General features: G+C 42.7%; 21 protein-coding genes and 1 riboswitch. Of the genes, 17 read left to right on the plus strand and 4 right to left on the minus strand.

Going from position 1 to position 24,885, the window contains the following annotated elements; all coding sequences use genetic code 11:
- The first annotated feature begins 41 nt into the window (after nt 1–41).
- The 3 genes from ftsA (at nt 42) to lpxC (ending at nt 3,682) form a co-directional block, all read left to right on the plus strand.
- On the plus strand, nt 42–1,304 hold the full coding sequence (gene ftsA / locus FTV04_RS03930; RefSeq protein ID WP_111884462.1) for a cell division protein FtsA: 1,263 nt from the start codon (nt 42–44) through the stop codon (nt 1,302–1,304).
- Nucleotides 1,305–1,463: 159 nt separating this feature from the next.
- The gene (gene ftsZ / locus FTV04_RS03935; RefSeq protein ID WP_078193216.1) at nt 1,464–2,654 is read left to right on the plus strand and encodes a cell division protein FtsZ; all 1,191 of its coding nucleotides are present in this window, start codon (nt 1,464–1,466) and stop codon (nt 2,652–2,654) included.
- Between the two features lie 125 nt (nt 2,655–2,779).
- Nucleotides 2,780–3,682, plus strand: a complete 903-nt coding sequence (gene lpxC / locus FTV04_RS03940; protein WP_180088728.1) for a UDP-3-O-acyl-N-acetylglucosamine deacetylase — start codon at nt 2,780–2,782, stop codon at nt 3,680–3,682.
- A 97-nt stretch (nt 3,683–3,779) separates the two neighbouring features.
- Here lpxC and FTV04_RS03945 read toward each other — a convergent pair whose 3' ends face one another.
- Nucleotides 3,780–4,220, minus strand: a complete 441-nt coding sequence (locus FTV04_RS03945; protein ID WP_168379402.1) for a DciA family protein — start codon at nt 4,218–4,220, stop codon at nt 3,780–3,782.
- A 106-nt stretch (nt 4,221–4,326) separates the two neighbouring features.
- On the opposite strand from FTV04_RS03945, the gene FTV04_RS03950 reads away from it, so the two are divergent.
- The 3 genes from FTV04_RS03950 (at nt 4,327) to FTV04_RS03960 (ending at nt 9,991) form a co-directional block, all read left to right on the plus strand.
- Nucleotides 4,327–5,022: a M23 family metallopeptidase gene (locus FTV04_RS03950; RefSeq protein WP_180088730.1), complete on the plus strand. Its 696-nt coding sequence runs from the start codon at nt 4,327–4,329 to the stop codon at nt 5,020–5,022.
- A gap of 281 nt (nt 5,023–5,303) precedes the next feature.
- The gene (gene aceE / locus FTV04_RS03955) at nt 5,304–8,006 is read left to right on the plus strand and encodes a pyruvate dehydrogenase (acetyl-transferring), homodimeric type (protein ID WP_180022342.1); all 2,703 of its coding nucleotides are present in this window, start codon (nt 5,304–5,306) and stop codon (nt 8,004–8,006) included.
- Nucleotides 8,007–8,008: 2 nt separating this feature from the next.
- Nucleotides 8,009–9,991 (plus strand): 2-oxo acid dehydrogenase subunit E2, encoded by a 1,983-nt coding sequence (locus tag FTV04_RS03960; RefSeq protein ID WP_180088732.1) that lies wholly within the window; start codon nt 8,009–8,011, stop codon nt 9,989–9,991.
- Between the two features lie 48 nt (nt 9,992–10,039).
- On the opposite strand, the gene FTV04_RS03965 is transcribed toward FTV04_RS03960, so the two are convergent.
- Nucleotides 10,040–10,750, minus strand: a complete 711-nt coding sequence (locus tag FTV04_RS03965) for a methyltransferase type 11 (RefSeq protein ID WP_180008776.1) — start codon at nt 10,748–10,750, stop codon at nt 10,040–10,042.
- Nucleotides 10,751–10,808: 58 nt separating this feature from the next.
- A riboswitch (yybP-ykoY riboswitch) is annotated at nt 10,809–10,951 on the plus strand.
- 74 nt (nt 10,952–11,025) lie between these two features.
- Here FTV04_RS03965 and FTV04_RS03970 point away from each other — a divergent pair.
- From FTV04_RS03970 to recJ, 7 genes are all read left to right on the plus strand, one after another.
- Entirely contained in the window at nt 11,026–11,604 is a 579-nt protein-coding gene (locus tag FTV04_RS03970) for a TMEM165/GDT1 family protein (RefSeq protein ID WP_180088734.1), read from the plus strand.
- A gap of 194 nt (nt 11,605–11,798) precedes the next feature.
- Nucleotides 11,799–12,596 carry an MBL fold metallo-hydrolase gene (locus FTV04_RS03975; RefSeq protein WP_078190564.1) on the plus strand — a complete coding sequence of 266 codons (798 nt, stop codon included), beginning with the start codon at nt 11,799–11,801 and terminating at the stop codon, nt 12,594–12,596.
- Nucleotides 12,597–12,695: 99 nt separating this feature from the next.
- Nucleotides 12,696–13,061 carry a YkgJ family cysteine cluster protein gene (locus FTV04_RS03980; RefSeq protein WP_168379406.1) on the plus strand — a complete coding sequence of 122 codons (366 nt, stop codon included), beginning with the start codon at nt 12,696–12,698 and terminating at the stop codon, nt 13,059–13,061.
- Between the two features lie 219 nt (nt 13,062–13,280).
- On the plus strand, nt 13,281–14,747 hold the full coding sequence (gene guaB / locus FTV04_RS03985) for an IMP dehydrogenase (protein WP_078190562.1): 1,467 nt from the start codon (nt 13,281–13,283) through the stop codon (nt 14,745–14,747).
- 118 nt (nt 14,748–14,865) lie between these two features.
- Nucleotides 14,866–16,197 (plus strand): phosphoglucosamine mutase, encoded by a 1,332-nt coding sequence (glmM, locus tag FTV04_RS03990; protein ID WP_180088736.1) that lies wholly within the window; start codon nt 14,866–14,868, stop codon nt 16,195–16,197.
- A gap of 18 nt (nt 16,198–16,215) precedes the next feature.
- Entirely contained in the window at nt 16,216–16,872 is a 657-nt protein-coding gene (gene pdxH, locus FTV04_RS03995) for a pyridoxamine 5'-phosphate oxidase (RefSeq protein WP_180088738.1), read from the plus strand.
- Complete coding sequence (gene recJ / locus FTV04_RS04000) at nt 16,873–18,576, plus strand: single-stranded-DNA-specific exonuclease RecJ (protein ID WP_180088740.1); 1,704 nt, start codon at nt 16,873–16,875, stop codon at nt 18,574–18,576. It abuts the gene before it with no gap.
- Between the two features lie 72 nt (nt 18,577–18,648).
- Here recJ and FTV04_RS04005 read toward each other — a convergent pair whose 3' ends face one another.
- On the minus strand, nt 18,649–19,434 hold the full coding sequence (locus tag FTV04_RS04005) for a putative porin (protein WP_180088742.1): 786 nt from the start codon (nt 19,432–19,434) through the stop codon (nt 18,649–18,651).
- A gap of 325 nt (nt 19,435–19,759) precedes the next feature.
- Nucleotides 19,760–20,608, minus strand: a complete 849-nt coding sequence (locus FTV04_RS04010) for a putative porin (protein ID WP_180054191.1) — start codon at nt 20,606–20,608, stop codon at nt 19,760–19,762.
- Nucleotides 20,609–20,789: 181 nt separating this feature from the next.
- Between FTV04_RS04010 and prfB the strand changes: the two genes are divergently transcribed.
- The 4 genes from prfB (at nt 20,790) to FTV04_RS04030 (ending at nt 24,833) form a co-directional block, all read left to right on the plus strand.
- A protein-coding gene (gene prfB, locus FTV04_RS04015; protein ID WP_111884474.1) for a peptide chain release factor 2 occupies nt 20,790–21,885 on the plus strand; the annotation gives its coding sequence in 2 pieces (ribosomal slippage) (nt 20,790–20,861 and nt 20,863–21,885; 1,095 coding nt in all).
- Nucleotides 21,886–22,039: 154 nt separating this feature from the next.
- Nucleotides 22,040–22,339: a helix-turn-helix transcriptional regulator gene (locus FTV04_RS04020; RefSeq protein ID WP_078190555.1), complete on the plus strand. Its 300-nt coding sequence runs from the start codon at nt 22,040–22,042 to the stop codon at nt 22,337–22,339.
- 37 nt (nt 22,340–22,376) lie between these two features.
- Nucleotides 22,377–23,465 (plus strand): alkene reductase, encoded by a 1,089-nt coding sequence (locus tag FTV04_RS04025; RefSeq protein ID WP_180088744.1) that lies wholly within the window; start codon nt 22,377–22,379, stop codon nt 23,463–23,465.
- A gap of 87 nt (nt 23,466–23,552) precedes the next feature.
- Nucleotides 23,553–24,833 carry a 3-deoxy-D-manno-octulosonic acid transferase gene (locus tag FTV04_RS04030; RefSeq protein WP_180088746.1) on the plus strand — a complete coding sequence of 427 codons (1,281 nt, stop codon included), beginning with the start codon at nt 23,553–23,555 and terminating at the stop codon, nt 24,831–24,833.
- Nucleotides 24,834–24,885 lie beyond the last annotated feature (52 nt).

Genomic DNA, 24,885 nt, shown 5'->3' on the forward strand with positions numbered 1-24,885 from the left:
AGCCATAAATTAAACAAACATGTGAATGGTAGTAGTAAATAATGAATGAAGCTGTTCCCTCGGTTGTTGCGATTGACATTGGGACACACAAAGTTTCAGTTTTGATTGGTAAGGTACACGCGCCAGACAATATCCAAGTGGTAGGGATGGCGACCGCTCGTAACCGCGGCATGAATAAAGGGAAAATTGTCAGTCTCGATAAAGTTGTTACCGCAATTAAAAATGCAGTGCAGGAAGCGGAAGATATGGCGGAATGTCGTGTACATTCTGCGTGGATTTCCATTCCCAGTGCTGAACTAAAAAGTTTTTATGCCTCTGGTCGTACTCCAATTGAAAATAATGACCATGCGATTACCACCAATGAAGTGGTGCGTGCTTTAGAACTGGCCAAAGCCAGTCATTTAACGTCTGACCATTATTTGGTGAGTGCTGTACCTTTAGGTTTTGAACTAGATGATGAACCTGAATGGGTGTTAAACCCGATTCGCATGTCAGCACGGAGTATGACAGGACATTATCATTTGATGATGTTGCCAATCAGCACCATGCAGAATTTGGATCGTGCATTAAAAGGTGCCAATATTGGTGTTGAACGCATGGTCATTTCATCATTAGCAACTGCTGAAGCCAGTTTGCTTAAAGATGAAAAAGAATATGGTGTGTGCTTGGTTGATATTGGTGCTGGTACGACCAATATTGCGGTGTATTTAGATGGTCGCTTGGCGATGACACACACTTTGCAACGTGGCGGTGAGCATGTAACGCGTGATATTGCTGCTGTATTGCAAACCACAACAGAAGAAGCTGAACGTATTAAGCTGTTGTATGGTTGTGTTGACCTGAAAGTGGTTAAACCTGAAAGTATGATTCAATTCCAAGGTATTGATGGTCCACAAACCATTAGCCGTATTGAACTGACCGAAATCATTATTGCGCGCTATGAAGAAATCTTTAATCAAGTGCGTAATGAGTTGGTGGATCATGGTGCGATTCATGGTTTATACCATGGTGTTGTACTCACAGGTGATGCCTGCCAAATTGAAGGGATGGTGACATTTGCGCGTCGGATGTTAGGTGTTTCTGCACATTTAGGTAATCCACCTATGCAAGTGTATGCTGATGATCAACAGCAAGCCGCTTTACGTCGTTCACAATACGCGACTGCCGCAGGTCTGTTAATTTTCAGTCAAAGTGAAACACAAGATACGATCGTTGAGCCAGAAGATACGGAAAAACTTTCAGTATTGAATCGGGTAAAACGTGCATGGTCGGGCTTCAATGACACCTTGAAGTCGATCTTTTAAGTTGAAATATTTGGGAATATTGTTGGGAAGTTGTACGGATTATTGCTTGTACTTGACAAGCTGGAACTTGGACAGCATTCTAAAAAACAATTTTTATTAAGATCAAGGCAGTATACGGGCTGAAGTGTCTGCCAATTATGGATTAGGAATTTTTTAGGCATGGCCTCATTTGAATTTTTAGAAGATGATCAAAGCGACAGCAACGGTCAAGCCCGTTTCACAGTATTCGGTGTAGGTGGTGCTGGCGGTAACGCTGTGCAACACATGTTGGAATCAGATATCGAGGGTGTAAAATTTGTTTGTGCCAATACAGACAAACAAGCACTCGACCGCATGAATGCACAATTTAAAATCCAACTCGGCGAGCAAAGTACGCGTGGTTTGGGTGCAGGTGCAAATCCACAAGTGGGTCAAACTGCTGCTGAAGAAAGCCGTGAGTTGATTCGCCAACACCTTGAAGGTACGGACATGGTGTTCGTGACTGCAGGTATGGGTGGTGGTACAGGTACCGGTGCTGCGCCAGTTGTTGCTGAAATTGCCAAAGAAATGGGTATCTTAACGGTAGGTGTGGTGACGACTCCGTTTAACTTTGAAGGTAAACGTCGTCAGCAATCTGCTGAGAAAGGTATTGAAGCACTTGAGCAACATGTTGATTCTCTGATTATTATTCCGAACCAACGTCTACTTAAAGTATTCCGCGATATTTCAATGAAAGATGCTTACAAAAAAGCAGACGATGTATTGTTAAATGCGGTGCGTAGTATCTTTGATTTGGTGGTACGTCCGGGTCATATCAACCTTGACTTCGCCGATTTGAAAACTGCCATGAGTACACGTGGTTACGCAATGATGGGTGCAGGTTCTGGTCGTGGTGAAAACCGTGCGCGTCAAGCTGCTGAGCAAGCGATCCGTAGCCCGTTGTTAGATAACGTGACCATCATGAATGCAAAAGGCATTTTGATTAATGTTACAGGTGGCGATGATGTAACCTTCGGTGAAATTGAAGAAATCACTGATGTGGTGAACCAAATTGTCGATCTTGATGAAGGTCAAGTGTTCTACGGTACGGTATTTGATCCAGATGCACGTGATGAAATTAGCGTAACGGTGATCGCAACGGGTTTAACTCGTAATTCTGCCGATTCTGCTGAGCCAGTGAAACGCCCTGTCGCACAAGCAACGCGTACAGTCGCTTCTGCACAAGTACCTGTAGATGAAGATGATGTGCCAGCGATTCAACGTCAGCACAATGAAGCAGCTGCTCCGGCTGCAGCAGCGGCGTCAGCATCCAATTCACGCCCTACGCCAATGAGTATTCAAGACTATTTGAAAAATCAACAACGTAAATAAAATAAATTCAATGACTTAAATGTCTGTTGATTACAAAAGGTAGCTGATCAGCTACCTTTTTGTTTTTTATCAATGGCTAAATATGCTAACGTATAGCGGTTTTGTGAACTGATGATAGAAGACACATGTTGAAACAACGTACCCTGAAACGCATCGTGAAAGCGAGTGGCATCGGACTGCATAGTGGGCAAAAAGTGATGATTAACTTTGTGCCACATCATGCCGATGGGGGGATTGTGTTTCGTCGTATCGACTTAAATCCACCGATTGATATTCCAGCCGATGCTATGCTGATTCAAGAAGCATTCATGTGTTCTAACTTGGTGCAAGAAAATGCCAAGGTGGGCACAATTGAGCACATTATGAGTGCGATTGCTGGATTAGGGATTGATAACCTGATCGTGGAAGTGTCGGCGTCTGAAGTACCCATTATGGATGGGAGTGCCGGCCCGTTCATTTATTTGCTTATGCAAGGTGAACTACAAGAACAAAATGCACCTAAAAAATTCATAAAAATACGCAAACCTGTCGAAGCACTGATCGATGATAAACGTGCTGCCTTCCAACCCCATGACGGTTTCCAATTAAATTTTACGATTGATTTTGACCATCCTGCATTTAAGAAAGAATTTCAGTCGGCAACAATCGACTTTTCAACCGAAACATTTGTCTATGAAGTTAGTGAAGCGCGGACTTTTGGCTTTATGAAAGATTTGGACTACCTAAAAGCTAATAATTTGGCTTTAGGGGCGAGTCTTGAAAATGCCATTGGTGTAGATGACAATGGTGTGGTCAATGAAGAGGGCTTACGCTTCTCGGATGAGTTTGTTCGTCACAAAATATTAGATGCTGTGGGTGATTTATACTTGCTCGGTCATCAAATTATTGCGAAATATGATGCCTATAAGTCAGGTCATGCATTAAATAATCATTTATTACGCAATGTCAAAAGTGATCCAGATAGCTATGAAATTGTAACATTTGATGACATTAATGATTGCCCAATTAGTTATGTGAATGTGACATAAGTCATTGTCTTATAATGGTGATGTTATATTGTATCATTTGTAAGTGTTAAGTCTGTCACATTCTGAGCATTCAAATTTGTCTGTTACAACTGGGTGGTTACTTTTTATTGCTTGCCAAACGCAGCATTGCTTGGCTAAGCTTAGGGTCGCTCACAAAGTCAGCAGCATTACGGAGTAAATCCTGAGTTTCTGTACTGAGGGTTCTTGAAATTTTTTCAGGGGAATGGGGCGTTGGAGACGGAGTTCTCAGACGGACTTGAATCTTGTGCAAATCCTTGAATTCGTATATTTGTGATAATTGTGCAATATATTGCTTTTGCAAATAGGCCAACTGACTAATCAGTGCCTGATTTTCTCCAGTTAATATAAGTACACCATTTATATAACAAACAACTTGCCATTGATCCGGTTGGGGCAATAGCGGTTGAACAATTTTCGTAAGTTTCTGCCATACAGCAACTTGCGTTGAGAGAAACGACAAGTTTCCTGTTTTTATGTGTTTTCTTGTTGGTTGAAAGACGTTGACAGGTTCTGACATACATATTTCCTACATGTTTATGTCTTAATCTTATGCGCTCCTTTTGGCTGATATCAAGGACGAAATCACACAAGGAACAAAAGAGAACAGTTTATAGAGGTTTTTTATGCATTTACGACGTATTTTATTGGCGTTTTCATTGGCAGCTTCGGCCGCTTCAGTCGCTTTTGCAGATTTAGTTGAATTAAATCAAGCAGATTCATCATCAGATCGTATTGAACAGTTAACTCGCACTTTGTCTCAAGGTGCTTACTCTGAAAGCAATGATATTGATATTCCAGCAGAAACAAAGTTGAATGTTCAAATTCGTGAAAAATCAATTGAACTCAACAATGCGACAATCGCAAAAAAATACGGTTCAAGCAATTCCTCTAAAAACTATTCAGCAAGTTCAAATAATCCATATTCATGGTTAATTGCCCATCCACTTCCAGACATGAAGCGCGTGAGTTCGAACTATGGTGGCCGTACCATGGGTGGCCGTGCAGAAAATCATTCAGGTTTAGATCTTTCTGCGGCTAGTGGCACACCTATTTATGCAACGGGTCCAGGCATTGTAACAAAGTCAGGCTGGGGCACAGGTTATGGTCAATATGTTGAAATTAACCATGGTAACGGTTACCTGACACGTTATGCACATGCATCACGCTTAATTGTACGTGTAGGCGACCGTGTTGCTGCGGGTGAGCATATTGCTAACGTTGGTTGTACTGGTCGTTGTACTGGCCCACATTTACATTACGAAGTAGTGAAAGATGGTCAACGTAAAAACCCATCAACGTATTTAGCGATGTTACCATAAGCACATATAACATCTATATACGAAGCCATTGTCTGAACCTCTACAGACAATGGCTTTTTTATTTATCGCTAATAACTATAAAATTATCATTTTAAAAAATATTGTCTGTATGAAAAATGGCGAAAATTGACCCAAAAATGTAAATTTGTGTAATTGTTAATCAATGAGTATTTAGTAAATAAATAACAGAGCTATTTCGTATTCATTTGTGGCGATAACTGAGCCTAGCCAAAATATGGTACTAATAGAGCCATATATTTAGCACATAGGATAGGTGAAGTATGGCGTTTTATGGCGATACAGATGCGCAAGAAACCCAAGAATGGCAGGACGCATTTGATTCAGTTTTACAGCACATGGGAACTGACCGCGCTGCATTTTTGCTTGAAAAACTCTATCAACAAGCGATTGCTAAGCACGTTCCCATTCAGCGACTAAATACTCCTTACTTAAATACCATTTCAGTTGAAGAACAACCGCCTATGCCGGGTGATTCGGATATGGAGCGCCGTATTCGTGCGCTGATCCGCTGGAATGCCTTAGCGATGGTACTGCGTGCCAATAAAACTGGTGATGACTTAGGTGGTCACTTGGCAAGTTTTGCATCATCTGCAACTTTATATGACGTGGGCTTTAACCACTTCTTCCGTGCCAATAGCGATAGCTTTGGCGGTGACATGATCTATTATCAAGGTCACTGTGCACCGGGTATCTATGCACGTTCGTTCTTAGAAGGTCGTTTGACTGAAGAACACTTAAATAATTTCCGTCGTGAAGTTGGCGGTAAAGGTTTGCCTTCATACCCACATCCATATTTGATGCCAGATTATTGGCAGTTCCCAACCGTATCGATGGGTCTAGGCCCGATCATGTCGATCTATCAAGCACACATCCAAAAGTACTTGATGAACCGTGGCCTGATCAAAGAAGAAAATCGTAAAGTTTGGGCTTACCTCGGTGATGGTGAAATGGATGAACCTGAAAGTACAGGTGCCATTTCACTTGCAGGTCGTGAAAAGCTCGACAACCTAATTTGGGTCGTGAACTGTAACTTACAGCGTCTAGATGGCCCAGTTCGTGGTAACGGTAAAATTATTCAAGAACTTGAATCATTGTTCCGTGGTGCAGGCTGGCGGGTAATTAAAGTGGTATGGGGTCGTCATTGGGATCCGCTACTGGCAAAAGATGATTCAGGTGCCTTAAAAGCGGTGATGGAAGAAGCGGTCGATGGTGACTTCCAACGCTATCAAGTGAAAGGCGGTGCGTATACGCGTGCACATTTCTTTGGTAAGTATCCTGAAGCTGAAGAGTTGGTGCGCAACTTAAGCGATGAAGATATTGATAACCTGAACCGTGGTGGTCATGACCCATTCAAAGTGTATGCGGCTTATGCCGAAGCGATGAAGGAAACGGGTCAGCCAACAGTTATCTTGGCAAAAACAGTCAAAGGTTATGGTTTGTCGGAAGAGATTGAAGCAGTCAATAAGACGCATCAAATCAAGAAAATGCAGCTTGAGTCGTTGAAATACGTGCGTAACCGTTTCAACTTGCCATTTACCGATGAACAGCTTGAAGAAGTGCCATTCTACCGTCCAAGTGAAAATTCACCTGAAATTAAATACATGAAAGCACGTCGTGAGGCATTGGGTGGTTATTTACCTGCACGTCGTAAAGAAAGCGAGCAGCTGGCGATTCCTGAATTGTCTGTGTTTGATGCGGTACTCAAAGGCAGTGGCGGTAAAGAGCAATCGACGACCATGTTGATGGTACGTTTGATTTCATCATTATTGAAAGAAAAAGCCATTAAAGATCGTGTCGTACCAATTGTGCCAGATGAAGCGCGTACTTTCGGTTTGGAAGGTATGTTCCGTCAGTTGGGGATCTATGCTGCGCATGGTCAAAAATATACCCCTGAAGACCAAGAACAGTTGATGCATTACCGTGAAGCCAAAGATGGTCACATGTTACAAGAAGGGATTAACGAAGCAGGTGCGATGAGTGCTTGGGCTGCGTTAGGGACCAGTTATTCGACCAATAACTTGCCAATGATTCCGATGTATATGTACTACTCGATGTTCGGTTTCCAACGTATTGGTGATATTGCATGGGCTGCAGGTGATGCGCAGGCGCAAGGTTTCTTGCTCGGTGCAACTGCGGGTCGTACAACACTGAACGGTGAAGGTTTACAGCACCAAGATGGTCATTCACATATCTTGGCAAATACGATTCCAAACTGTATCTCTTATGACCCATGTTTTGGTTATGAGCTGGCAGTGATCGTACATGATGGTTTAAAACGTATGTACGTGAACCAAGAGCGCGTGTTCTATTACTTAACAGTAATGAATGAAAACTACGAACACCCAGCTATTCCTGAAGGTGCTGAAGAAGGCATTAAACGTGGTATGTATCTCTTCGAAGAAGATGAGAAAGCAACGGTTCAGTTGATGGGTTCAGGTGTGATTCTGCGCGAAGTGATTAAAGCAGCGAAAATCCTTCGTGATGAATATCAAATTCATTCAAACGTGTGGAGCGTCACTAGCTTTAACGAATTAGCTCGTGATGGTATGGCGTGTGAAGAATACAACCGCTTACATCCGTTAGCTGAAGATACGAAAGAAGCTTGGGTCTCTCAATTACTTCGTGAAAAAGACGGTATTGTGGTGTCGGCAACCGATCACATGCGTGCATATAGCGAACAAATCCGTGCTTATCTTCCAGACAATCGTCCATTCGTTGCATTAGGTACAGATGGTTATGGTCGTTCAGATACACGTGGCAACTTACGTAGCTATTTTGGTGTCGATGCCGCACATATTGTGGTAGCAACATTGAAAAAACTCGCGGATGAAGGCGAAGTTGATGCACGTTTAGTTAAAGATGCCATCTCAAGCTTTGAACTAGATACTGACCGTCCAGTGGCATGGGCTCCGCAGGAAACGCCGGAACTGCATGCTGTGGCTGACTACAAAGAGGAGAACTAATCATGCAAATTACGACTCCTGATATTGGTGTAGATAAAGCAACGGTCGCTGAGATTTTAGTGAAAGTCGGCGACACCATTAGCGTCGATGACAGCATTGTGTTGTTAGAGTCTGATAAAGCCTCTGTTGAAGTGCCAAGCACTTCGGCAGGCGTGGTGAAAAGCATTGCAGTTAATCTGGGTGACAGTGTTGCTGAAGGTGCTGTGCTGATCGAGTTGGAAGCAGAAGGTCAAAGTGCTGCTACAGCTGAGCCAGTACAAAATGCAACTGAAGACCAAGCAGCAGAACCAACTCCGGTTGTGGAAGCAGAACAAGCTGCAGCAGCACCTGTTGCAGCCAATGCTCCTCTGTCGCAAAGTATCGATGTGCAAGTCCCTGATATTGGCGTAGAGAAAGCTACGGTGAGTGAGATTTTGGTCTCTGTTGGTGATGAGATTGATGTTGATCAAAGCATTATCGTGGTGGAATCAGACAAAGCGACAGTCGAAGTCCCAAGTACTGTATCAGGCCGTGTTGAATCGATCACGATCAGTGCTGGCGATGTAGTGAAAGAAGGTGTAGTGATTTTAACGGTAAAAACGGCGGCTTCATCTGCTGCGGTTGAATCGGCTCCAGTGCAAGAAACTGCACAGCCTGTTGCTGCACCCGTTGTCGCAGAAGCAACACCAGCGCCGTCTACGGCTACAGCGTCTGGACCTGTAGAAATTGCAGTGCCTGACTTAGGTGTTGATAAAGCAGCGGTGGCTGAAATTTTAGTCGCTGTGGGTGATGTGGTTGAAAAAGACCAAAGCATCATCGTGGTGGAATCAGACAAAGCAACGGTAGAAGTGCCAAGCTCTACTGCTGGTAAAATCACCGCGATTCATGTTCAGTTAGGGCAAAGTGTCTCTGAAGGCGTCGCTTTGGTGACGATAGAAGCCGAAGGTCAAGCTGTTGCAGCACCCGCACAAGCAGCGAAACCTGCACCAGCTGTAGCACAGCCTGCGACAGTTGCACCTAAAGCTGAAAGCAAAGTTGAAGCAGCTCCACAATCACAAGGCGCAGATAAACTCACCAAAGAGCAAAATGCTGCCAATGCCAAAGTGTATGCAGGACCGGCCGTTCGTAAGCTTGCACGTGAATTGGGTGTGGTTTTGGCAGAAGTCAAAGCATCTGGCCCGCATGAGCGTTTAATGAAAGAAGATTTATTCGCTTATGTAAAAACCCGTTTGACTACTCCGCAAGCGGCACCTGCAGCTCAAGCTGTGGCACAGGTTTCAGGCTTGCCGAAATTGCCAAGCTTTGATGCTTTTGGTGGTGTCGAAGAGAAAGTTTTGACACGTTTACAACAAGTGTCGATTCCGCAATTGTCTTTAAACAATTTTATCCCGCAAGTGACGCAGTTCGATGCAGCGGATATTACTGATCTTGAAGCTTGGCGTAATGATTTAAAAGCTAACTTTAAGAAAGAAGGTATTGGCTTAACCATTATGGCTTTCATCATCAAAGCAGTGGCTTATTTGTTGAAAGAAGAACGTGAATTTGCAGGTCATTTGTCTGATGATGGCAAGTCAGTATTGCTACGCAATGAAATCCATATGGGGATTGCCGTGGCAACGCCTGATGGTTTGACCGTGCCTGTACTGCGTAATCCAGATCAAAAATCGATTAAGCAGATTGCAATTGAGCTGGGTGAACTGAGTCAAAAAGCACGTGACAAAAAACTGTCGCCGAAAGATCTACAAGGTGCGAACTTTACCATTACCAGTCTGGGTTCAATTGGTGGTACGGCATTTACACCGCTGGTTAATTGGCCACAGGTGGCGATTTTAGGTATTTCACCTGCAACTATGCAGCCGGTGTGGAATGGTGAAGGCTTTGATCCACGTTTGATGCTGCCGCTGTCATTGTCATACGATCACCGTGTAATTAATGGTGCGGATGCTGCACGTTTTGCCAATAAGCTGACGAAGCTGCTCAAAGATATCCGAACTTTATTGATCTAATCTGACCTGTTTAAGTTTCAAAATGAACCCTGCTTTGGCAGGGTTTTTTTATGGCGTCGTGGTGGTGGACTGACAAAGCCAATCAGGAAGTTCAATGGGTGAAGGGTAGAGCTTTAATGCTGAGTTTGCATTGAGGTTATAAGTGAGTGGAAGTGTACGATGTGGGTGCGCCGTCGACCAAAGCTTTTGTCTTAAATGTTCAAAGCGTTGGAAGTCTTTTAAAAATAAGCCCCAAAACTTTTCATAATGCTCCAGTTCTTGCACATGTTGATGCTGATACGCATGTGTTTGGCCCTGTTGGTGCTGGAAGTCATAGCCCATCAGCCAAATACGCTGCGGTTGAAAGAGATGTGCGAGTGAATAGGCTTGAAGGCCGCAATTATTACCATACACAAAGTACGGTGAATGAAATAACTCCGCTTGCGTATCGATGCGCACGGTTTTGAAGTTAATCACTTCATGTTCAGGATATGGACGGTTGTGACCTAAACCACATCCGCTAATGATGTCACCTTGAAAGCAGGCTTTGAGCATGGGTTGATAGTGTAACCACCACGCATAATCTGAATGATGGGCAATTTGAGCCTGAGGAAGTTGAAGAAAACTTTGATTACAGCAAATGATTAGCAGCTTTTTTGAGGGCTGAATGGTGGTTAAGTCAAAACTGAGCTGAGACGGGCCGCCTGCAATGATTAATACATCCTGCACATGCATATAGTGTTGAATAAATTCTTGAAATTTTTGATTATTGTTTTGCATATCAAATTGAGTCATCGAAAATTAAAATTGCGAAAACATGCATTCCTCGCTAGAATAGCATTACTTCATTGGGGAGTAGCCGCTTTTTACGCAAAGTAAAAAGGTGATGGTCAACATATTTGCTCTAAAACGAGCATGGTCATCATAGCAAAGAACCAAATGAGCTCTTCGTAGCTTTCTTTTGTTGGCAAGACCTTTGATTTATCACTCTGCACATTGGCTAGCAGGAGGGATAAGTCATCGGTATATGTTATTGCTAGCCAGAGAAATGCACCATGTTAACCGCTTTCTTCATTTCCCTTGCTGTTGTTGCCCTGTCAGAAATGGGCGATAAAACACAATTACTTGCCTTACTGCTTGCTGCACGTTTTCGTAAACCCGTTCCGATCTTAATTGCAATTTTCCTCGCGACTGTGGTGAACCACGGGGTTTCTGCTGTGCTGGGTCAATGGATTACCACTGTTTTAAGTCCAGCCGTTTTATTGTGGATCGTTTCTCTGGGCTTTATTGCTATGGCGGTGTGGATGTTGATCCCCGATCAATTGGATGATGAATCTGAAAGTATCAATAAGTGGCAAAAATATGGGGTTTTCGGCGCCACTTTCGTTTTGTTCTTCTTGGCTGAAATTGGAGATAAAACCCAAATTGCCACTGTTGCACTGGCTGCACGCTTTGACAGTATTGGCTGGGTGACTTTGGGGACGACATTAGGCATCATGTTGGTTAATGCGCCTGCGGTATTTATTGGGAACAAGCTAGCTGAAAAACTACCGATTTCACTGATTCATAAAATTGGCGCCCTAGTATTCTTGGTGATTGGTTTGGCTGCGTTGGCACAACACTATTTATTTTAAATAATGATCTCACCATATTAAAAATACATGAAATCCTGAGTTAAAAACTCAGGATTCTTTGCCAATAAATGAGACCCAATTCACTGATATTTCAGATAATATTGACTTAATATTTATTGTAAGTTTCCCTAAATAAATATATGTTATTCACCTATAGAATATATTTTTTTTGATAAAAAATTTGGGGAATGGGAATGGCTTTCGAACGCACAACATCACAGGTACTTTATGATGATGGAAAGCATAAATGTATTAGCTTTACCAGCTTGGTAAAAGGCGAGGGCGTACAGGCGAACCAGTTCCTGATTTTGGATAATGAGCGCGCAGCAGTGCTTGATCCAGGTGGTGACTTGACCTATGTCCCACTGACTATGGAACTGAATAAATATACCCGTTTGACCAATCTTGACTATGTGATGGCCTCGCATCAGGACCCAGACATTATTACCTCGATGCCGCGTTGGTTGGTTTATACCGACGCCAAAGTGGTGGCATCTAAACTGTGGGCGCGTTTCTTACCGCATTTAAACTCTGCATTTATGAGTGACCGCATGAAAGGCAACTGGCTAGATCGTCTGATCGAACTGCCAGATCATGGTCAGGTGATTCCATTAGGCAACAGTCATTTGGTGGCTGTTCCTGCACATTTCCTACATTCGGTTGGTAACTTCCAATTTTATGACCCGATTGCCAAAATTTTATTCTCAGGGGATATGGGCGCATCTATGGTGGATGATGCCTCTAAACCTTTAGAAAATTTTGCCGCTCATATTCCTAAAATGAAAGGCTTCCATCAGCGCTACATGTGTTCGAACAAAGTGATCCGTCTGTGGGTCAACATGGTACGGACGATGGATGTGGAAATGATCGTACCGCAGCACGGCACGCCATTTATTGGTAAAGAACAGATCAACCAATTCTTAGATTGGATCGAAACCTTGCAGTGTGGTGTCGATTTAATGGATGAAACAGTCTTTACTTGCCCAGTATAATGACTTGAAAATTCAGAAAAAATAATTGAGTTTGCAGATAACATTTTTTAGTATTTTTCGTCCATAAAATAAGCTTTTAGATGACGAGAATAGATAAAAATGTTGTCTCAAATACCGACTCAGGATGCATGTTTAACCTGTGGAGCATGTTGTGCCCACTATCGCGTTTCTTTTTATTGGGCAGAAGGGCTGAATATGCCCGAACATTATACTGAGCCGGTTAATGCCGTGTATTCATGTATGGCGGGCACCAATCAAACACAGTCTCGTTGTATCGCTTTGGGTGGGAAAATTGGGCAAGCAGTGAGTTGTAGGGTGTACGAGGCTCGGAGTTCCACATGTAAAAGTGTGCAGATAGCTGATGAGCAATGTAATAAAGCACGCATCGCGCATCAAATGATTCCATTGATCAGTATTCCACTGCATGACGCTGAAAATGATGAAGATTTCGATCAAGTCAGTTAAGGCTTTAGTTCCAGAATAAATTTATTGAAATTAAGCGGTAGAGTCTTCGGATTCTGCCTGTATTGAACAAGTTGCTGACTAACCCTCAGTGTATTCTTGCTGAAAACAGCATATTCGATGGTTAATATTGAAAACTCTGTAAAGAATTGCCGCAATTAAAATGAAAATTGAACGGAAATTTGTATATAATGGCTCACGGAAATTACCAGCGAGACTGTTATGTTGACCATCGTTCAAGAAGCCCTAACCTTTGATGATGTCTTATTACTCCCTGCCTATTCTACTGTTCTCCCAAAAGATGTCTCTCTTAAGACACGTTTCACACGTGGCATCAATTTGAATATTCCACTTGTTTCTGCTGCGATGGATACTGTGACTGAATCACGTATGGCGATTGCAATGGCGCAAAACGGTGGTATCGGTATCCTGCATAAAAACATGGATATTGCTGCACAAGCTGCAGAAGTTCGCCGCGTGAAAAAATTTGAAGCAGGTATGGTGAAAGACCCAATTACCGTTACACCAGAAACGACTGTACGTGAGTTGATTGCTTTAACTCAAGCAAATAACATCAGCGGTGTACCAGTGGTGAAAGACGGTCAAGTGGTGGGTATTGTTACTGGTCGTGACACTCGTTTTGAAACCAATCTTGAGCAACCTGTTAGTAACATCATGACAGGCCATGATCGTTTGGTGACTGTTCGTGAAAACGAATCAAAAGAAAACATCCAAGCATTACTTCAAAAGCACCGTATTGAAAAAGTCCTTGTTGTAAATGACAACAACGAACTGAAAGGTTTAATCACGGTTACTGATTTCCGTAAAGCTGAAAACTATCCAAACAGCTGCAAAGATGACTTAGGTCGTTTACGCGTTGGTGCTGCAGTTGGTACAGGTGCAGAAACACCAAGCCGTGTAGAAGCATTGGTGGAAGCGGGTGTAGATGCGATTGTTGTTGATACAGCACATGGTCACTCTGCAGGTGTAATTGAACGTGTACGTTGGGTAAAAGCCAACTATCCACAAGTTCAAGTGATTGGCGGTAACATCGCGACTGGTGATGCAGCACTTGCATTATTAGATGCTGGCGCAGATGCAGTGAAAGTGGGTATTGGCCCAGGTTCAATCTGTACTACACGTATTGTGGCTGGTATTGGTATGCCGCAAATCTCTGCGATTGACAGCGTTGCCAATGCACTAAAAGATCAAATTCCATTGATTGCAGACGGTGGTATCCGTTTCTCTGGTGATATGGCAAAAGCGATTGGTGCAGGCGCGAGTACCATCATGGTAGGTTCATTGATGGCGGGTACGGAAGAAGCACCGGGCGAAGTTGAATTCTTCCAAGGTCGTTACTACAAAGCCTATCGTGGTATGGGTTCATTGGGTGCGATGGCAGGTGCAACAGGTTCTGCTGACCGTTATTTTCAAGACTCAAAAGCAGGCGCTGAAAAACTTGTACCAGAAGGTATTGAAGGTCGCGTACCTTACAAAGGCCCAATGGGTAACATCGTTCATCAAATGATGGGTGGTTTACGTTCATCTATGGGTTATACCGGTTCTGCGGTGATCGATGACTTACGTAAAAATGCACAGTTTGTCAAAATTACTGCGGCAGGTATGTCTGAATCTCACGTACATGACGTGACTATTACTAAAGAAGCACCAAACTACCGTGTTGGTTGATATTTAGTAGCTTTTAGCCGAAAAGGCCGTCATTAATATGACGGCCTTTTTGTTTTTGGTGTAAAGTATTTGCAGTAAAAAGTGATGATTAAGATCACCATTAAGAAGTGAGTACAACATGAGTTATTTTGGTACAGATGGCATTCGTGGCAAATTCGGTGAATTGCCTATTACCCCTGAATTTGCATTAAAACTAGGATTTGCCGCAGGTAAAGTATTAAAACAATACAGTAAAAAAGCAAAGCCCATCGTTGTACTAGGTAAAGATACCCGATTATCGGGCTATATTTTAGAGTCAGCATTACAAGCCGGTTTAAACGCAGCAGGTGTTTATGTTCATTTGTTGGGTCCATTACCTACACCTGCAATTGCCCATTTAACCCGTGCATTACATGCCAGCTTAGGCATCGTGATCTCGGCGTCGCATAATCCTTATTTTGACAACGGCATTAAGTTTTTCTCGAGCGAAGGTAAAAAATTGCCGGATGAAATTCAAGAAGCCATAAACAAAGAACTTGAAAATGACTTGGTGATTGAAGACCCTGCAAACTTAGGTAAAAGTGTGCGTGTAAAAGATGCCAATGGTCGTTATATCGAGTTTTGTAAATCAACCTTCCCGTACCATTTTGACCTGACAGGCTTAAAAATTATGGTGGACTGTGCCAATGGTGCAGCCTATAGCGTCGGCCCTTCGGTGTATCGTGAACTGGGTGCAAAAGTGATTGCGCTGTTTAACGAACCGGATGGTTTAAACATCAATAAAGACTGTGGTTCGACGCATCCTGAATTTTTACAAAAAGCCGTTGTTGAACATCAGGCGGATTTAGGGATTGCTTTTGACGGTGATGCTGACCGCGTGATTATGGTCGATAAAAACGGTCAGCAAATTACTGGTGACCATATTCTGTATATTTTAGCCACTCAAGCGAGTCAAAAGCCTGCGGGTATCGTGGGTACTGTGATGAGTAATATGGCGCTTGAAATTGCTTTAGATCAAGCCAATGTGCCTTTGCTTCGTGCCAAAGTTGGTGACCGCTATGTATTACAAGGCCTAGAAGAAAAGGGTTGGGTAACGGGCGGTGAGCCATCAGGTCATATTCTGACTTTGGACAAGAGCACCACAGGTGATGCGATCATTGCTTCACTTCAGGTGTTAACGGTGATGGTTGAGCAAGGTAAAGCTTTGCATGAATTGGTGGAAGGGTTTGAGTTATTACCAAATGTCTTGGTGAATGTTCGCTTGGCTGCGATGTTTGATCCCTACGCCGTACCTGCACTGGTGAGCGAGTTTGAAAAAGCTGAAGCTCAGCTTAAAGGGCGTGGTCGCATCTTGATTCGTAAATCAGGCACAGAGCCGGTCATTCGTGTCATGGTTGAAGGTAATGACCTTGAAGAAGTCACCGCATTGGCAAATCATTTGGCCGATGCTGTTCGTGCCAATGCAGCTTAAATCAAGAGGGGAAATTGCATGAATGATGTGATTAAGGACTTAAGTGAACTGCGTTTAACTTATCAAAAAGGTGAGTTGCATGAAGATCAGGTGAACCGTGATCCACATGAGCAGTTTTTATTATGGTTTAACCATGCCTTAGAAGCACAATTGCATGAACCCTATGCTATGTCTTTGGCTACGGCAAATGCCCAAGGTCGTCCACACGTGCGGACGGTCTTGTTGCGCGGTGCGACCCATGCAGGTTATGACTTCTACACCAACTATGACAGTCAAAAAGGCAATGATCTGCTCGATAATCCTTATGCAGAATTATTGTTTTATTGGCAAGAGCAGGAACGTCAAATTCGGGTCAGTGGTCGTGTGGAAAAGATATCTCTCGAAGAATCGACAGATTATTACCATAAGCGACCGCGTGATAGCCAAATTGCAGCGCACATTAGCACCCCACAAAGTGGTGTTATTGCCAGCCGTGAAGAATTACAACAGCGATTCCAAAATTTGCATGATCAAGTGGAAAGCAAAGAGGTATTGGCGAAACCTGAGTTTTGGGGTGGCTATCGTTTAGTTCCGGATTATTATGAATTTTGGCAAGGCCGTCCGAATCGTTTACATGACCGCTTGAGTTATAAACTACAGGATGGTCAATGGGTTTTACAGCGACTGATGCCATAAATGTCTAAACTTTTAATTCAACAAAGACCCTATTTGACGCGCCCTGAAGATATTCAGGGCGTTGCCCCGTTTATTGCGGACTTATTGGCACGTCGCGGGGTTTCTTCCGCACAAGAGCTGGAATTGAAGCTTAAGCACTTACATGCGCCAAACTTAAAGGGTTTAGAGCAAGCGATTGAAATAATCGATCAAGCAATTGATACTCAAAAGAAAATCGTCATTGTTGGTGATTATGATGCCGACGGTGCGACCAGTACTGCATTGATGGTCTTGGCACTACGTGATATGGGCGCGGATGTTGAATATCTGGTTCCAGATCGTTTCAAATATGGTTATGGTCTGACACCTGTCATTGCTGATTTGGCCTTCGTGAGCTTTACTCCAGATGTGCTGATTACGGTCGATAATGGTATTTCGAGCCATGCTGGTGTAGCACAGGCACAGGCGCATGGTATGCAGGTGATCATTACCGACCATCACCTGACCACAAAGGAAACACCACAAGCAGAAGCGGTGGTAAATCCCAATCAATTGGGATGTGAATTTCCAAGTAAAGCCTTGGCTGGCGTAGGGGTTGCATTTTATGTGTTGGCAAATTTGGCCAGTATGCGTAAAAAAAATGCTAAATCCACAGCCAACCTCAGCCAATATTTGGACTTGGTGGCCTTAGGCACTTATGCGGATGTTGCAAGTCTAGATCTGAATAATCGGATTTTGATCGATGCTGGTTTGAAGCGGATACAGCAAGGATTATGTCGTCCAGGGATCAGTGCATTATTGGATATTGCCGGTCGTGATCCTGCACAGTTAAAAGCACAGGACTTGGGCTTTGTAGTTGGCCCACGACTCAATGCAGCTGGGCGTATGGAGACTATGGATATTGGGATTGAGTGTCTGATTGCGGCAGATTTAAGTACGGCTTATCCGATTGCGCAGCAGTTGAATCAACTCAATATTGAAAGACGCCAAGTCGAAGGGCAGATTAAACAGGAAGCTCTGGCTGAGTTAGAACATATTCAGCTTGATCAGGATAACTTACCTGCAGCCTTGATCATGTTTGAACAGCATTGGCATCAAGGGGTAATTGGGATTGTTGCAGGGCGTTTGAAAGAACAATTCCATAGACCTGCAATCGTCTTTGCCGCAGATGAAGATGGCGTACATATTAAAGGTTCTGCGCGTTCGATTGAAGGTATTCATATTCGAGACAGTATTGAGCGTATTGCTGAATTATATCCGCATTTGGTGAGTCATTTTGGTGGGCATGCTGCCGCGGCAGGACTAACCATTCAAAAGCAGCATTTTTCTGAATTTAAAACTGCCTTTGAGGCACTGATCGCTGCGCAAGATGAAAGTTTATTTCAGGCGACTATTTGGACAGATGGTGAATTGCCTGATTCAGCCATTAATGTCGAAACCGTCGATCTGCTGCAAAATTTAAGCCCATGGGGACAAAAATTTCCTGCACCAGTCTATGAAGGTCTATTTAAAGTTTTAGATTATCGTTGGTTGAAAGACCTGCATCTGAAGTTAAAACTTGCTTTAGAGAATGGCTTAATGGTGGACGCAATTGCATTTAATGCGGCAGAAAAGTATGAATTTAATCCAATGCAAGATCAAATCCGTTTGGTCTACGAACTCGATAAAAATGAATTTAGAGGAAATGTCAGTGTTCAATTGAGAGTTTTACACTTGGCTCAATAAATTCTATTTTTACAGGCAAATAAAAAAACCGCTCAGAAGAGCGGTTTTTTTTATGTTTTTGACTTCAATGGATTAGAAGCGGTATTTCGCTGCTACACCAAATGAATTGTAGTCATTGTTGCCAACTTCACCGAAACCAACACGACCTTCAAGGCTCACTTGTTGGTTGAAGAATTTACGTGCATTGATCCCTACTTCGTTACGATCAGTGACATCGTTGTTGTAGTAGTCAGCACCAACACTGAATGTTTTGTCGATGAAGTAGTCCGCTGCTAGATTGAATTCATCTAGATCACCGAATGCTGCACCCGCTTCAAGGTTGATGTCTTTACCATTGCTTAAAGTTGTTACGTATTTAGCACGTAAAGTTGGATCTACGCCGTCATCTTCATCGTTATCCCAACCTTTCACACCAACTGCAACTAAGAAGCCTGGTGCAGGAAGATAACCGACTTCAGCGCCGTAGTAAGTTGTATCGTTGTCTACTGTGCCGAATGGAGTGTCAACTTCGACATTATTACGGCTTACATCACCAGATACATAGAAATCTGAGTTTGGTACGAAGTATTCGATACCAACGCCATAAGTATTGTCGTCAACATCACCACGGTCAGCGAAAGTTGCGTGTGCATTTACGTTACTTGCACGGTTTAAGAATGCAGCTTCTGCAAGAGGAGCGTTACGAGTTTGAACAGGGTTGAAGTAATAAGTACCGTTTACACCAAATTCACTGCCAGAGCTTCCATTATCTGGGTCGATGTAACCAGCTGAAGCGCCTACTTCTGCTTGATAAGCATGAGCTGTACCTGTAATAGCAAGTGCAGAAAGAAGTGCTGAAGCAATTGCGAGTTTTTTCATGGAAACTACCCCTCTAAATTGTTTGGCTAAATTTAATACATTTTTTGTTACAAGTTTTAGTCTAGAGAATTTTTAAAGATGGTCAATCGCTGCAAAGTTGCAGAACTGTGTATTCGGTAATTTTATGTAATTTTAGTAATTTAAGATATTGAAAAATATATAATTATTATTAATGTTTTGTTTTATTAAAACTGTGTAGATATTATGAATTTGTAGATTATTTGGTCAATAACTCGACTTTTTTTAAAGTAAATATTACATCCAAAAGAAAAAAGCACCTCAAAATTGAGGTGCTTTTTTATGCAAATTTCTAATTCAAATGAAATTAGAAACGGAAAGTTGCATTGATGTTGAACGCTTGAACGTCATCACCAAAACCAACTTGACCACCGATTGCTAGGTTCGGGTTAAGGAAGTATTTTGAACGGATAGCGAAGTAATCCGTGTCTTCATCACCATCATCTTCGATGTTGTAAGATGCACCAATGCTAAAAGCTTGGTCGAAGTAGTAGTCTGCACCAATCGTAACAGAATCTAAATCACCAAAAGCACCATCTGCTTCCAGGTTGATGTATTGACCATTGTTCAAAGGCGCAACATATTTTGCTTTGACAGCAAAACGGTTGTCTTCGTCTTCATCGTTGTCGCCTTGATAGCCATCAATACCAACAGCAAGTAAAAGGTTAGAGACAGGTAAATAACCTACTAATGCGCGGTATGTTGTTGAATCATAGTCCTCGCTTGCTGAAATACCAGCAACTTTTACTTCAGCTTTTTCTTCTTTGTAGCCTAATTCACCATTAAAGTAGAATTGTTCAAAGAAGTATTCAGCACCTAATGAAATATGGTGGCTGTCATATTCTGCTTTGCCTGCAAGCGGACCTGAAACAGGAAAATAATCTGATACATCAACTGTTTTTGTATCTAAATATTGATAGCTATATTTAGCATAAATATTGCTGTTATGGCCTAAAAATGCAGCTTCGTTTAATGGGCCATTTTTAGGGTTTACTGAGTCTAAATATAACGTGCCTTGTAAGTTGAACAATCCGTTTGAATCTACGATGTCATTGTCCCAATCTGTATAAGTAAAACCGCCATCAACTTGACCATCATAAGCAAAAGTTGATGAAGTGATAACAGCTAACCCTAGTGCAAGTAATGTCTTTTTCATAAAACCCTCGAAACAATATTGTTGTAAATAAAATGTAATAAATAGTAATGCGAGCGTATTGTTCATATTATGTGCATTGAAGTCAATGATTTGGATGATCAATCTGGCTGAAACTGTGCAAATGCTCTGTGATATAATAGGCGGCTATTTAAGCCAAATTTTTTGATTGAGAGTAATTCACGTGGAAATTAATCCGTATCTATTACAGCTAAAAGACTTAAACGACCGTGGTCAAACATTACGGGGGTATCTTTGACTACGATCTGAAAAAAGAGCGTTTAGAAGAGGTTCTACGTGAGCTGGAAGACCCAGCAATTTGGAATGATCAAAGCCGTGCACAAGCAATGGCAAAAGAAAAAGGTGAACTCGAAAACGTCATTAACGTGCTCGAAGGGCTTTCAACTCAACTAGAAGATGCCCAAGCGATGTTGGATCTTGCGGTTGAAGCAGAGGAAGAAAGCTTACTTGCAGATGTGCAAGCAGAGTTAACTTCAGCGGAAGCAGAACTTGCGAAATTAGAATTCCGTCGTATGTTCAGTAATCCGATGGACCCGAACCCATGCTATGTCGAAATTCAAGCAGGTTCAGGTGGTACTGAAGCACAGGACTGGGCATCGATGTTACTGCGTATGTATCTACGTTGGATTGAACGTCATGGCTTTAAAGCAGAAGTGATGGAAGAGTCTGATGGTGATGTGGCAGGGATCAAGTCTGCAACGATCCGTGTAGAAGGTGAGTATGCATATGGTTGGTTACGTACAGAATCTGGCGTACACCGTTTAGTCCGTAAGTCACCTTTTGACTCGGGTAACCGTCGCCATACTTCATTCTCAGCGGTTTTTGTATCCCCTGAAATTGATGACAATATTGAAATTGAAATAAATCCAGCTGATGTTCGTACTGATACCTATCGTGCATCTGGTGCGGGTGGTCAGCACATTAACAAAACAGACTCTGCGGTACGTTTAACTCACGCTCCAACAGGGATTGTGGTGGCATGTCAGAACCAACGTTCACAGCACGCCAACCGTGACCATGCATGGAAACAGTTACGTGCAAAATTGTACGAACTTGAAATGCAAAAACGTAATGATGCGGCACAAGCGTTGGAAGACACCAAGTCCGATATCGGTTGGGGCAGTCAAATTCGTTCATACGTTTTAGATGACTCGCGTATTAAAGACTTACGTACTAGTGTAGAAAGTTCAAACACCGGTGCAGTGCTTGATGGCGATTTAGATAAGTTTATTGAAGCCAGCCTCAAACAAGGTTTGTAATTTAAATTTATATATAAAACAAAGTTCTATTTGTTCTTGATCGATATATCTAAAAAAATCGATATAAAAATCGAAAAAATACGATATATTGTATTCAAGATGCTGAATAGAACTTTGTTGTCCAAATTTTTATTTAATTAAACCCGTTTAAATTATGGATATTGATTTAATTTTTAAAGCACTTGCCAATCCGACTCGACGTCAAATCTTGGAATGGTTAAAAACACCTGAACAATTTTTGTCAGAAGAACAATGTGGCGGCTTTAATCGTGGTGTATGCGCTGGCAATATCGAAAAACTCGGTAATGTTTCGCAGTCTACGATGTCTAATCATTTGTCTGTGTTACAACAGGCGGGCTTAATTCAAGCCGAGAAATATGGTCAATGGTCGTATTTTTCACGCAATGAAGAACTCATTCAGCAATATATTGATTATCTGCAGAACTCACTTTAAATCATTTTTCGCATTTGAAGTGTCAGGCGAGACATATATGGCTGAACTTAATACTCCTCTCATTTTGGGTGATTTAAACCTCAAAAATCGCGTTGTAATGGCGCCACTAACCCGTAGTCGTGCAACCATTGACCGTGTTCCAACGCCGATGATGGCTGAATATTATGCACAGCGTGCAAGTGCTGGATTAATCATTTCAGAAGCAACAGTCATTTCAGAAGCAGCTAATGGCTATTTGCAGACGCCGGGTTTATTTACCGATGCTCAAGTTAAGGGCTGGAAATTGGTGACCCAAGCCGTACATGAACAGCAAGGTTTAATTGTGGCACAATTGTGGCATGTCGGACGTGTCTCACATCCCGATCTTTTGAATGGTGATACACCAGTTTCTGCCAGTGCGGTACAACAGGCGGGTTATGTCAGTCTGCTTCGCCCAAAACGCGAATATGTCGTGCCACGTCCATTAGAGATTGCAGAAATCAAAAGCATTGTAGAACAATACAAACAGTCTGCGATCAAAGCCAAAGAAGCGGGGTTTGATGGTGTGGAATTGCATGCGGCCAATGGTTATTTGATCGATCAATTCCTACAAAGCAAAACCAACCTACGTGAAGATGAGTATGGTGGTTCTGTCGAAAATCGCGCACGTTTATTGCTTGAAGTGGTGGATGCGCTGATTGAAGTGTGGGGGGCAGGTCGTGTAGGTGTGCATCTTGCGCCGCGTGGTGATGAACACGACATGGGCGATCATGATCCACGTGAAACCTTTGGCTATGCCTTAGAGCAGTTGGGGCAGAGGAAGATTGCATTTTTCTTTACCCGTGAATATCTGGCGGATGACAGTATTAGTAATTATCTGAAACAGCGCTCAAATGGTGTGCCGTACATTGCCAATATGCGTTTAAGCCGTGAAGATGCTGTTGATTTATTAGCCTCAGGTAAAGCCGATGCGGTATCTTTTGGTAAAGCTTATATTGCCAATCCAGATTTGTTTGAACGTTTGCTGGCGAATGCTGCACTGAATGAATTGCAGTTGGAAAACATGATTGGAACAGATGTTGCCGAAGGCTATATTGATTATCCAAGCATGAAAAATAAATTTGGTTCAGGTCGTTCAACCTATTAATCGACACTTGAATACGCATTATCCATTAACATGTGGATAATGCTCTGATATATTCTGCCGATTCAAACCGTTTTTGAGCGTAATAATTTGACTACTCCTTTTTGGTATAACGCAGCTTTGGCACTGATTAAGCCGCTATATCAATGGCGCCTCAAAAAACGTGCTGAAGATCTCCAACTATATCAGCAAGAGTGTCTTGAGCGCTTTGGGCCATTTCAGCCGGTTAAAAACTGCGATGCAATTTGGTTTCATGTGGTTTCCGTAGGAGAAACCAACGCTGCACAGCCGCTGATTGAACATTATCTCAAAGCAGGTCATCCGGTCTTAGTCACCAATACCACCAAAACCGGACAAGCGCGTGCGAAACAATTATTTTTAAAAGCACCGTATGAATCACTGTTTCAGGCCGTGTATTTGCCGGCAGATCAAAAAAAATTAGTCCGTCGTTTTATCGAAAAATATCAACCGAAAATGTTGGCTCTAGTCGAAACTGAACTCTGGCCAAATTTGATGATTGAAGCCGATCAGGCCAATGTTCCGTGTTTATTGATTAATGCCAGATTATCTGAAAAATCGGCGAAGGGTTATAGCAAAGTCCCGAGTTTGACGCAGCCGATGCTAAAGAGTTTGAAACAATTATTGGCGCAAGATCAGGCAACTTTAGCGCGATTTATTGAGTTGGGTGCAAACCCGCATACCAGTCAGGTCGTCGGTAGTATCAAGTTTGATATTCATGCGCCCGATAGCTTTGTGCAACAAGCAGCGCAGTTGCGTCAAGATTGGGCTTTACAAGAGCGTAAAATCATCACCATTGCCAGTACGCATGCGCCTGAGGAACAAAAACTACTCGCAGCGCTGCAGCCGATTTTGCAACAACAGCCTGAGCTGTTATGTATCGTCGTACCACGTCATCCTGAACGCTTTGATGACGTTTTTGTAGAAGCGCAGAAACTGAATTTACGCACACAGCGCCGCAGTTTAAAGCAAACGATTCAGCCTGAAACGCAGGTATATTTGGCAGATAGTATGGGTGAATTGTGGCTGTGGTTGGCTTTGAGCCAAGCGTGTTTTGTCGGTGGTTCGTTGAATGAACCGGGTGGTGGGCATAATATTTTGGAGCCCATTACGTTACATGTCCCGACAGTATTAGGTCAGCATTATTTTAATTTTCAAACCATTGTGGATGAGTTTGTAGCGGCCCATGCGGTTGTGGTTGTGCGGGATTTTGAGCAGGCGGCCAGTGCATTGGTTGACATCATTCAAAATACTGCGAAAGCTCAGGCTTTAAATGATGCAGCTCAGCTGATTATGCAAAAGAATACAGGGTCATTGGCTCAACATATTCAAGTGATTGATCAGTACCTTTAAGTTTTAATTTTGCGATACATTAATTTTTATTAGGCAAGTTTTATCACGGCCT

It is taken from the genome of Acinetobacter sp. YH12219, assembly GCF_013417875.1.
GTDB lineage: Bacteria > Pseudomonadota > Gammaproteobacteria > Pseudomonadales > Moraxellaceae > Acinetobacter > Acinetobacter amyesii.